Here is a 10,362-nt window from a genome sequence, read left to right on the forward strand (position 1 = left end):
CGCTCCTTCAGGCCAGGGTGCGGGCGGCATCATGGATGGCCGCGCGGATGCGTACATAGGTTCCACAGCGGCAGACATTGCCGGCCATGGCGGTATCGATGTCGGCGTCGCTGGGCTTCTTCTTGCCCTTGAGCAAGGCGGTGGCGCTCATGATCTGACCGCTCTGGCAGTAGCCGCACTGCGCCACGTCGTGCTTGACCCAGGCGGCGTGCACGGCCTTGCCCACCTTGTCGCTGGCCGCGATGGCCTCGATGGTGGTGATCTTCTGGCCCGCAGCGGCCGAGATCGGCGTGATGCACGAACGGATCGGCGCGCCGTTCAGGTGCACGGTGCAGGCGCCGCACAGGGCCTGGCCGCAGCCGAACTTGGTGCCGGTCATGCCCAGCGTGTCGCGCAGGGCCCAGAGGATGGGGGTGGATTCATCGGCATCCACAGCCGTTTCTTTGCCGTTGATATGGAGGGTGGGCATCGTGGGTTCTCCTTGGGGAGGTTTTTTTACAGTGCGGGGGGAACAGCAGGACGAAGGCAGCTTGAGCGCCGCCATCGACCAGGCAACGGGAACGCGGTAGGGGTTGCCATTTTTAAGAGAATATTTATTCGATTAAAGCGCAAATCGGCGGATCATGCTTTGAGTGCATCCCAGCACAGGCCGAAGGCCATCTGGTGCAGGGCATCGTCGTCGGGCAGCACGCCGGTGCGTATCAGGCCGGCGGTTTCGCGCACCGAGCCGATCAGGCTGGCGGTGAGCAGGGGCACGGGCACGGCCTTGAGGATCTCCTGCTGCTGGCCCTCCTGCATCAGGGCGTAGAAGCCGGCCATCAGGCGCGTGGAGAACTCGCGGTTGCCCTCGGTGAACCAGGGCGAGTTGTAGTACTGCTCCTGGAAGACCACCTCGGCATGCTGGTCCAGCCGGTGGCGCAGCAGGTTCTCCCAGATGCGGCGCACCCGGGCGCGGTACGGCAGGCTGGGCACCACGCCCTCCATGATGCGCGCGGCGGTAACGGTCTTGGCGTCCTGGTAGAGCTGGCTGATGAGCTCGTCCTTGGACGGGTAGTAGACGTAGAGCGTGCTGGTGGCGATGCCCGCGGCACGCGCGATCTGGGCCATGGTGAGCCCGCTCAGGCCGGTCTGACCCACCAGGTCGAAGGTGGCCTGCGCAATCGCGCGCTGCTTTTCATCGTCTTTGGGTTTCATCGCAACGCCAATATAAGCGAATTTTTATTCGGCAACAACCGGGCCCGACCGATCGTGCGCGCAAGGCGCCAAGCCCCGCCTTGGCGGCGTGCACAATCATGCCCATGACCACCTCCATCGCCGATCTGCGCAAGAGCTACGAGCGCGCCGAACTCAACGAAGACGCCTCGCATGCTGCGCCCCTGCAGCAGTTTGATCAATGGCTCCAGGAAGCCATTTCCGCCCAGGTGCCCGAGCCCAATGCCATGACCCTGGCCACCGTGGGCGGGGACCTGCGTCCCAGCACGCGCATCGTGCTCATCAAGGGCTATGACGAGCGCGGCATCGTCTGGTTCACCAACTACGACAGCCGCAAGGGCCGCCAGATCGCGGGCAACCCGTTTGCGGCGCTGCAGTTCCATTGGGTGGAGCTCGAGCGCGTGGTGCGCATCGAAGGCGTGGTGGAAAAGGTCAGTGACGAGGAAAGCGACGCCTACTTTGCCAGCCGCCCGCTCGACTCGCGCATCGGCGCCTGGGCCAGCCCGCAAAGCCAGGTGATCGCGGACCGCAGCGTGCTGGTGGCCAACGCCGCCAGGTACGGCGCGCAGTTCCTGCTGCGCCCTCCCCGCCCGCCACACTGGGGCGGCTACCGCCTGAAGCCCGAGCAGTGGGAGTTCTGGCAGGGTCGCAAGAGCCGCCTGCACGACCGGCTGCGCTACCGGCTCGACGGCTCCAACTGGGTGCGCGAGCGGCTGGCGCCCTAGACCAGAAAACGGGTCACCAAAATGATCACCACCGGCATGGTGATCAGCGCCAGCGCGGTCGACACGGCCACGCTGGCCGTCACCTCGTCCTGCGCCACCTCGTAGCGCTGCGAGAACAGGAACACGTTGGCCCCCACCGGCAGCGATGCCGCCACGACCATCACGGCCAGCGGCATGCCCGACAGGCCCATGGCCCAACCCACCGCGGCCATGGCCACAGGATGGACCAGGCACTTGACCAGCGCGATGCGCATGGCCGCGCGGAGATGGGTCCCCACCTTGGTGAAGGCCAGCGTCACGCCCACCAGCAGCAGCGCCAGCGGGCCCAGGGCCTGGCCCAGCAGTTCCAGCGGCTTGTCGATCACCAGCGGGATCGGCAGGCCGGTCTGCGCATACAGCAGGCCCACGATGATGGGCATGGGGATGGGGTGGATGATGCCGTTGCGCACCGCCATGAGCACGGTGCGCAGCATGGAGCGGCGTTCATGCCCCGGCGTACCCGCCCGCTCGCGCGCCGCCGCCAGCTCGAACACCACGGTGGCCGCGGTGAGCAGGATCAGCGCGTGCAGCGAGATCAGCGTGAACAGCGTGACCAGCCCGGCCTCGCCGAACACCAGGCCCACCAGCGGCACGCCGATCATCACCGTGTTGCTGAACATGTTGGCCAGTGCCCGCGCCGCCGCCAGGCTGGTGAAGCCCAGCAGCAGCATGGTGCCGCCGAACACCAGCCCTGCCGCCGCAAAGTACGCGGCGATGGGCGCAAAGTCCACGTCCCCCAGGTGCACCGAACTCATGGTTCGGAACAGCAGCGCTGGCGTCAGCACCATGAACACCAGGTTAGAGAGATCCTTGACCGAGCCCGCCCTGATCCAGCCCTGGTGCCCCGACAGAAATCCGATGGCAATGAACAGAACGACGGGGATCAGGGAGGCGAAGACGGGGGAATTCACGGTGCAGCGGCGCGCGGGGAGGGAGACAGCGAGTGTAGTACCCGCAAGGGTTTTCCCTCGGAGGCTGAAAGGCTCTCAGCCTCTCAGTCCAATCCGTCGAACACTGCGTCGTCAGGGCCCACATGGGAGGGCGAGCGCCAGCCGGCATCGCGCATCGAGCGCGCCACCTGGTTCTCCACCCCCATGAGCACTGCGAACAAGGCCATGCGCACGGGGATGCCGTTGTCCGTCTGGCGAAAGATGGCCAGGCGCGGGTCGTGGTTGAGGTCGGTGGAAAGGTCGTTGGCACCGGGCCGCCCGTCGCGCGGCAGCGGGTGCATGAGGATGGTGTCGGGTTTGCACAGCTCGTCCACCAGCGACTTGCGGATCTGGAACTCGGGCGTGTAACCCTCGATGGCCTCGCCCACGAAGCGCTCCTTCTGGATGCGCGTGGCATAGACCACGTCGGCACCGCGCAGGCCGTCCTGCAGCGAGGTGGTCTGCTCGATCACATGGCCGTTGCGCGCCACCAGCTCCAGCAGGTAGGCGGGCATCTCCAGCGACGGCGGGGCCACCAGGCTGAACTTGAGCCCCTTGTAGAGCGCCAGCAGGCGGATCAGCGAGTGCACGGTGCGGCCGTACTTGAGGTCGCCCACCAGGGCCACGTGCGTGCCATCGACCAGCTTGCCCAAGCGCGAGAACTCGCGCTGGATGGTGTAGAGGTCGAGGATGGCCTGGCTCGGGTGCTCGCCCGGGCCATCGCCCGCATTGATCACGGGGATGTTGGTGGCGCGCGCGAACTCGGCCACAGCGCCCTGCTCCGGGTGGCGCACCACCAGCGCATCCACATAGCCGGCCATGACGCGGCTGGTGTCGTAGATCGACTCGCCCTTGGCCATGGAGGAAAAGGTGAACCCCGTCGTGTCGCACACCGTGCCGCCCAGCCGGCAGAACGCGGCGCCAAAGCTCACGCGCGTGCGCGTGCTGGCCTCGAAGAACAGGCTGCCCAGCACAGCGCCCTCGAGCACGCGCGAGACCTTCTGGCGCCGGGCGATGGGCTGCATCAGGTCGGCCACCTGGAACAGTTCCTCCAAGCTGCCGCGGTCGAACTGGCCCACCGAGAGCAGATGCGGCCGGCCCTCGGCCGCGATGCGCTGGGCCAGCGGCTGGGCCGTGGGCGCCCTGCCCCGCTGCGTGCCGGCGCTTGCCGCTTCGTGCGTGAGGAGGATCTCGGAGACGAACTTCTCCACCATCTCCGGCATGCTGCGCGACTCGCCCGAATCGGCCGGCAGCAGCCAGGTATCGAGGGCCCGGCGGCGCACGCCCAGCCGGTCGGAAAACGCATCACGCGTCAGGTTGAGGCGGCGCATCGCGTCGCGCAGGAAGTCTTGCTGGCTGTTCATGCCAGCAATTATACGCAATGAGCAGTTTTATAAAACGCATTGCGTATATATTTCATGCGCACGATGGATGTAACTCAGATCTTGAACTAAGGTAAACCCAGGCCCCGGTAGCTGCCAGAAGAGTAGGATGAAAGCATTTGTTACAGCCATCGGGCGCAGCTTGCGATGACGGCTGGACAAGCCCACGATAGAGATGCCATGACAAGACCCCCACCATGTGCAGGACGCAGTCGGCTTGCCCTCGGGTTGTGCATGGCTGCCTGCCTAGCGCCCGGGGCCCAGGCCGATGTCGCCCAGTTGCCGCTGGAGCAATTGATGCAGATGGAGGTCCGCACCGCGAGCCGCTACCTGCAAAGCGCACTCGAGGCCCCGGCTGCGGTCAGCGTCGTGACCGCGGAAGACATCCGCACCTTCGGGTACCGCAATCTGGCCGAGATCCTGGCCAGCATGCGCGGGCTGTATGTCTCCTATGACCGGTCCTACCACTACCTGGGCATGCGCGGCTTTTCCACGCCGGGGGACTACAACACCCGGGTGCTGCTGCTGGTCGATGGGGTGCGGTTCAACGACAACCTGTACGACCAGGCGCCGGTGGGCACGGATTTCCCGATCGACATCGACCTGATCGAACGCGTGGAGTTCGTGCCCGGGCCGAGTGCGGCCGTCTATGGGGCGAATGCCTTTTTTGGCGTGCTCAACATCATCACGCGCGAAGGCCGGCAGCTCGAGGGCGCCCAGGTCAGCACCGAACTGGGCAGCCACGGCCACGCCGGGTTGCGCTTTACGCTGGGCACGGTGGACGGGCATGGCGGCGACTGGCTGGTGTCCGCATCGCGCTCCACGACCCGGGGCGAGGACCTCTACTTTCCGGCCTACGATACACCCGCCCAGAACCAGGGCATCGCGCAGGGCCTGGACTACGATCGCAGCACCCGCTTCTTCGCCAAGTGGCGGCGCGGGGGCGTGACGCTGTCCCTGTCGCACGGCGAGCGCCAGAAGGGCTTGCCCACGGCGGCCTTCTCGCAAGTGTTCAACGACCGGCGCTCCCGCGTGGCCGACTCCAGCACCCGCCTTGCGGCAGAGTACGCCGGGCAGTGGAACCCCACCCTGCATTTCACGGCAAGGCTCCACGGCGGCCAGTACCGGTATGTGGGCGACTATGTCTACGACTACCCGCCCGTCACCACCAACCGCGACATCGGTAGCGGCCGCTGGGTGGGCTCGGAGCTGCAGTGGGTGAGCACCGCATTCCAGCGGCAAAAGATCTCCTGGGGCGTGGACTACCGGCGCGACCTGGACATCACGCAGCGCAACCTGGACCTCACGCCCGAAGCACACTACCTCAACAAGAGCAGCAGCGGTGACGTCATGGGCGTCTACCTGCAGGACGAGGTCGCGCTGCGCCCCGACCTGGTGCTGCACGCCGGGCTGCGCTGGGGCAAGCACTCGGACAGCCAGGGCAGCCTGCACCCGCGGCTGGGCCTGGTGTACCTTGTGGGGCCGGCAACGGCCCTCAAGCTGCTGTACGGCACGGCCTACCGGCCACCCAACGCCTATGAGCGCGACTACCGCGTGGAAACCCCCGGCGGCGTGGTCGGCACGGCCAGCCTGCGCTCCGAGCGCATCCGCACCACGGAACTGGTGCTGGAGCATGCCCCGTCGGGCGCCTCGCGCGCGCTGCTCACGGTGTTCCAGTCGCGCGTCTCGCACCTGCTGGCGATCGGCGAGGCACTGCAGGCCGACCGGTTCATGTTCGGCAATGCCAACAGCGTCGGCGTGTACGGAATGGAAACCGAGATCGAGCAGCGCCTGGGGCCCGACGCCCGGCTGCGCCTGGCCTACAGTTGGCAGCGCGCCCGCGATGCCCTGACGCGGGAGACCCTGGCCAATTCGCCCCGACACCTGCTGAAGGCGCAGTGGTCCAGCGCCATCGGCAGCGCCGACGCTGCGCCATGGGCCCGCGGGCGTTTCGGGGTGGAAGCCATCGCCATCGGCGCGCGCAACACCCTGGCTTCGCGCCTGCCGGCCCACGCGCTGGCCAATCTGACCTACACCACGCGGCTGGCGGGCACGGATGTCTCCCTCGGGGTGTACAACCTGTTTGACCGGAGGTTTGCCGACCCTGCGTCCTTCGAGATCCGCGGCGACTCGCTCCTGCAGGACGGCCGGACCCTGCGCCTCAAGCTCACCTATGCGTTCTAGGCCATGCCGTACCTGCACCGCCTGTACCAAGCCCTCCTGGTGGGGTTGTGCGTACTCGCGTGCGACCCCGGAGTGGGTGCGCAGGAGCGGGTGGGCGAAAACGAGCTGAAGGCGGCCTATGTCTTCAACTTCATCCAGTTCGTCGAGTGGCCCCAGGGCGATGGCCGCGCCGGTGCCGACTGGACCATCTGCGTATCACCCTTCAGCCCCCTGAAGCGCAGCCTGCTGGCACTGGAGGGGCGGCCCGCACGCAAGGACAATCCGATCCGCATCCGGCTTTGGGAAGCCACCGAGCTCAACGACTGCCGCGTGCTGGTCCTCAGCGGCGCAGACACCGACCGCGCTCTGCGCGCATTGCGCGCCGTGCCCGGCAGAACGGCCGTGCTGACCATCACCGACGATGCGGCCGCCGCCGCGCCGGAGATCATGATCGTCCTGCACCGCGAGGGCGACCGCATCGTCTTCGACATCAATGCCGATGCCATCGGCAAGGCGGGCCTGTCGGTCAGCTCGCGCCTGCTGCGCCTGTCCAGGGGGGCCCGATGAGAGGCCCCGACAGCCCGAACAGCCCGGCCACAGCCGCCGACTCGGAGCAGCTGTCATCGCGCGTGGTGGCGACCGGGCTGCTGGCCACCGGGCTGGCCCTGCTGACCATGGTGCTGGCCCTCACGGCCTTCGATTACTGGAGCAGCCGCAAGGCCATGCTCGCCGACAGCCGGGTGGAAGCCTCCATCGTGGCCGACAACGTCTCCACGGCCGTGATGTTCCGCGATGCGCATACGACGGAAGAGATCCTGGGCGCCCTCAAGGCCTCGCCCATGGTGCTGATGGCCGCCATCTACGATGCCCAGGGCAGCCTCTTCGCCTCGTACCAGCGCGATGGCGACCAGGTGGCGCCCAGCGCCCTCCCGGGTGGTGGCAACGGGGATTTCGAATACCAGGGCCTGTCGCTGCTGGAGATGGCCAAGCCCGTGAAGTTCCGGGGCAAGAGCTCGGGCAGCATCTACCTGCGCAAGTCGATGGCCGAGGTCTACACCCAGCTGGTCATCCGCTTCGGCGGCGCGCTGCTGATCGCCGGGGGCACCATGGCCCTGGCCACCGCGCTGGTCCTGCGCAGCCGCGCGGCAGTCGGCGAGGCGGAACGCCGCCTGCAGGTGCTGGCCCACCAGGATGCCGTGACCGGCGTCGGCAACCGGCACTACTTCAACGAACGGCTGGCGCATGAAATCGCCCGGGCCGCCACGCTGGGCAGCAAGCTGGCGCTGGTCTACATCGACCTGGACAATTTCAAGACCCTGAACGACACCTTCGGCCATGCCGCCGGCGACGGCCTGCTGCGCCAGGTGGCGCAGCGCCTGCAGTCGGTGGTGCGCGCGGGCGACGACATCTGCCGCATGGGGGGTGACGAGTTTTCCGTGATCCTGCGGCTGGACATGGACGAGGCGGCGCTCGGCAACTATGGAGACCGCATCGTCGCCGTGTTCGAGAAGGGCTTTGTCGAGTCGGACCAGGAGGTGATGGTGACCTGCAGCGCGGGCATCGCCACCTACCCGGGGGACGCGCCGGACCGCGACAGCCTCATCAGCAGCGCCGATACGGCGATGTACCGGGCCAAGGACCTCGGCAAGAACCGCTGCGAGCGCTTCGACGCCTCCATGAACCTCGCTGCCGCACGGCGCCAGGCCATCGAGAAAGCCCTGCGCCAGGTACTGGAGGACGGGCAAGGCCTGGCCTTGCATTACCAGCCCGTGTTCTCGGCCACCGACCGCAAAATGATCGGCGCCGAGGCGCTGCTGCGCTGGACACACGCCCGGTTGGGCCCCATCCCGCCCCTGGAAGCGGTGATGGTGGCGGAGGAATGCGGCCTGATCGTGCACCTGGGCTACTGGGTGGTGCGCACCGCATGCCGGGATGCGGCCCGCTGGCAGGCCCAGGCGTCTTCCCCCTTGCGCGTGGCGGTCAACGTCTCGGCGCGGCAGCTGGGCGACCCGCAGTTCCTCGAGCGCGTGATGGACATCCTGCGCGAAGAGGGCCTGCCGGCCCACCTGCTGGAGATCGAGCTCACCGAGACCGTGCTCATGGAGAACATGGATGCCTGCGCCAGCATCCTGCACCGCCTGAGCCAGCTGGGCGTGCACCTGGCCATCGACGACTTCGGCACCGGCTACTCCTCGCTGGCCTACCTGCGGCGCCTGCCCATGAAACGCCTGAAGATCGACCGCAGCTTCATCCGCGACCTGCCCGAGCAGGAGCACAGCCGGATGATCGTCAAGGCCATCATCGCCCTCTCGCACGGCCTGGGCCTGGCAGTCACGGCCGAAGGCGTGGAGACCCCGGCGCAAATCGACTACCTGGTGGACGCCGGCTGCGATGTACTGCAGGGCTTTGCGTTTGCCCGGCCCATGCCGGTGGAGCAGTTCGAGGCGATGCAGGCAGTGCAATGGACCCAAGCCTGATGTGGCAGCGAGTCCGGGCCAGTGGCCGTGCGCCGCGGTCTCCTGGAAAGCGCGGGGTAAACTGCGGGCACCATGCCCACTTCGCCCACCAGAAACGGCCAGAAGGCACCGCTGTACCGCCGCGTGAACACCACGGCGCATGGCGTACACCACCTGTCTGGCGGGGACTACCGGGACGGGCGCAATGCCAGGGCGCCTGCTGGCGGCGACGGATTGCCGCCACCACCGCCGCGCGTTTCCATGCACGCAGGCAAGCGACGCGGGCTGGACTACACGCCGCTGTTCCGTTTCCTGCTGTCCAGGGTGGGCGCACCATGGAACGAGGTCCACAGCGAAGCCGTTGCACGCCTGGACCAGCAGGCTCCGATCTTCTGGATGGTCGCCCTGCGCAAGGAGGACTGGCAGGAATACGTGCGGCTGGGCGAGTCCAGCTACTTCAGCGGCCTGTGCGTGGATGCACTTGGCCTGCTGCAGCGGGTCAACCCCGGCCTGGGTCCCGACAGCCTGGCACCGCAGTGCAGCTGCTGCACCCACACCTTCAACGGCGTTCCCTTCACCCGGCGCTTCGAAGCGCCCTGACGGCGGGACTCAGCCGATCGCCGGGTAGCTCCCCGTGCCCTCGGGCCAGGCCGTCAGCACCTCGAAACCATCGGCCGTCACGGCCACCATGTGCTCCCACTGGGCCGACAGGGAATGGTCGCGCGTGACCACGGTCCAGCCGTCGGGCAGTTCCCGGGTTTCGCGCTTGCCGACGTTGATCATGGGCTCGATGGTGAAGACCATGCCCTCTTCGAGCGTGATGCCCTGGCCACGCTGGCCGTAGTGCAGCACCTGCAGGTCCTCGTGGTAGATCTGCCCGATGCCGTGGCCGCAGTAGTCGCGCACCACGCTGAAGCGCTCGCGCTCGGCCACGCTCTGGATGGCATGGCCCACGTCGCCCAGCGTGGCGCCGGGGCGCACCTGGCGGATGCCGGCGCACATGGCCTCGTAGGTGGTCTCCACCAGGCGGCGCGCCAGGCGGTTGGGCTCGCCCACGTAGTACATGCGGCTGGTGTCGCCGAACCAGCCATCCTTGATGACGGCCACGTCGATGTTGATGATGTCGCCCTTCTTGAGCACCTTGTCGGCCGCGGGCACGCCGTGGCAGACGACATGGTTGACGGAGGTGCACAGCGTCTTGGTGAAGCCCTGGTAGCCGATGTTGGCCGGGGTGGCCTGCAGCTCGTGCACGATGAATTCGCGGCAGCGGTCGTCCAGTTCTTCGGTGGACACACCGGGCTGCACGTAGGGGCCGATCATCTGCAGCACCCGGGCCGCCAGCTGGGCGGCAATGCGCGACTGGGCGATCTCGGCGGGCGTCTTGATGATCACCTGGGGGTGTCGGGCGCCCATCACTGCACCCGCCGTACCTGGAGGCTGGATTGGCTGCCGCTGC

The 10,362-nt window shown here is 67.4% G+C and carries 10 protein-coding genes; 5 read left to right on the forward strand and 5 right to left on the reverse strand.

Features of this window, described 5'->3' with window-relative positions:
* Positions 1-7: 7 nt before the first annotated feature.
* Together PMI14_RS10725 and PMI14_RS10730 are read right to left on the reverse strand one after the other, a co-directional pair.
* Positions 8-469, reverse strand: coding sequence for a (2Fe-2S)-binding protein (locus tag PMI14_RS10725; protein WP_007853921.1), 462 nt, complete (start codon positions 467-469; stop codon positions 8-10).
* A gap of 152 nt (positions 470-621) precedes the next feature.
* Complete coding sequence (locus PMI14_RS10730) at positions 622-1,194, reverse strand: TetR/AcrR family transcriptional regulator (RefSeq protein ID WP_007853924.1); 573 nt, start codon at positions 1,192-1,194, stop codon at positions 622-624.
* Between the two features lie 104 nt (positions 1,195-1,298).
* Here PMI14_RS10730 and pdxH point away from each other — a divergent pair, with 104 nt between their 5' ends.
* On the forward strand, positions 1,299-1,937 hold the full coding sequence (gene pdxH, locus PMI14_RS10735) for a pyridoxamine 5'-phosphate oxidase (RefSeq protein WP_035203233.1): 639 nt from the start codon (positions 1,299-1,301) through the stop codon (positions 1,935-1,937).
* On the opposite strand, the gene PMI14_RS10740 is transcribed toward pdxH, so the two are convergent.
* Both PMI14_RS10740 and PMI14_RS10745 read right to left on the reverse strand, forming a co-directional pair.
* Positions 1,934-2,887 carry an AEC family transporter gene (locus tag PMI14_RS10740; RefSeq protein ID WP_007853930.1) on the reverse strand — a complete coding sequence of 318 codons (954 nt, stop codon included), beginning with the start codon at positions 2,885-2,887 and terminating at the stop codon, positions 1,934-1,936. The genes pdxH and PMI14_RS10740 overlap by 4 nt on opposite strands.
* 83 nt (positions 2,888-2,970) lie before the next feature.
* Positions 2,971-4,269 carry an aspartate carbamoyltransferase gene (locus tag PMI14_RS10745; protein ID WP_007853933.1) on the reverse strand — a complete coding sequence of 433 codons (1,299 nt, stop codon included), beginning with the start codon at positions 4,267-4,269 and terminating at the stop codon, positions 2,971-2,973.
* 252 nt (positions 4,270-4,521) lie between these two features.
* Here PMI14_RS10745 and PMI14_RS10750 point away from each other — a divergent pair, with 252 nt between their 5' ends.
* The 4 genes from PMI14_RS10750 to PMI14_RS10765 all read left to right on the forward strand — a co-directional run bounded on the left by PMI14_RS10750 (position 4,522) and on the right by PMI14_RS10765 (position 9,506).
* Positions 4,522-6,471, forward strand: a complete 1,950-nt coding sequence (locus tag PMI14_RS10750) for a TonB-dependent siderophore receptor (protein WP_007853936.1) — start codon at positions 4,522-4,524, stop codon at positions 6,469-6,471.
* A gap of 3 nt (positions 6,472-6,474) precedes the next feature.
* Positions 6,475-7,017: a YfiR family protein gene (locus PMI14_RS10755; RefSeq protein ID WP_007853939.1), complete on the forward strand. Its 543-nt coding sequence runs from the start codon at positions 6,475-6,477 to the stop codon at positions 7,015-7,017.
* Entirely contained in the window at positions 7,014-8,927 is a 1,914-nt protein-coding gene (locus PMI14_RS10760; RefSeq protein ID WP_007853942.1) for a bifunctional diguanylate cyclase/phosphodiesterase, read from the forward strand. Before PMI14_RS10755 ends, PMI14_RS10760 begins: the two co-directional genes overlap by 4 nt.
* A 72-nt stretch (positions 8,928-8,999) precedes the next feature.
* On the forward strand, positions 9,000-9,506 hold the full coding sequence (locus PMI14_RS10765; protein ID WP_035203236.1) for a hypothetical protein: 507 nt from the start codon (positions 9,000-9,002) through the stop codon (positions 9,504-9,506).
* Between the two features lie 9 nt (positions 9,507-9,515).
* On the opposite strand, the gene map is transcribed toward PMI14_RS10765, so the two are convergent.
* Positions 9,516-10,319, reverse strand: coding sequence for a type I methionyl aminopeptidase (gene map, locus PMI14_RS10770; RefSeq protein ID WP_035203238.1), 804 nt, complete (start codon positions 10,317-10,319; stop codon positions 9,516-9,518).
* Between the last annotated feature and the right edge of the window lie 43 nt (positions 10,320-10,362).

This window comes from Acidovorax sp. CF316 (assembly GCF_000276605.1).
Classification (GTDB): domain Bacteria; phylum Pseudomonadota; class Gammaproteobacteria; order Burkholderiales; family Burkholderiaceae_C; genus Acidovorax.